This window comes from Deinococcus alpinitundrae, from assembly GCF_009982895.1.
GTDB lineage: Bacteria > Deinococcota > Deinococci > Deinococcales > Deinococcaceae > Deinococcus > Deinococcus alpinitundrae.
Genome location: NZ_WXZL01000273.1, coordinates 1 through 269, shown reverse-complemented (window position 1 = coordinate 269; position 269 = coordinate 1). Strand labels below are relative to the sequence as shown.

At 43.5% G+C, this 269-nt stretch carries 1 protein-coding gene; it reads left to right on the top strand.

Annotated elements, in window-relative coordinates; translation table 11 throughout:
- The coding region (locus GUI70_RS25745) for a hypothetical protein (protein WP_438503515.1) at window positions 1-269 on the top strand (269 nt) is incomplete at both ends.

Here is a 269-nt window from a genome sequence, read left to right as displayed (position 1 = left end):
ACGTTTCATTTAACAAAATTACTAAGTACCGGGGCGATTTCCAATCCGCAATGCGGCAAAAGGAAGCGCGGCAAGAAGCACAATTAAAGGCTTACGAAAAGCAACAAGTAGTCATTGAAAAGGCGGAAAACTTTATCCGTAAGAATAAGGCTGGCCAACGTTCAACAATGGCGAAATCCCGGGAAAAGATGCTTAATCGGATGGACAAGATCGATCCGCCTAGTGAAAACTTAAAGGGACATTTCGATTTTCCTTACCTAGATACGGGC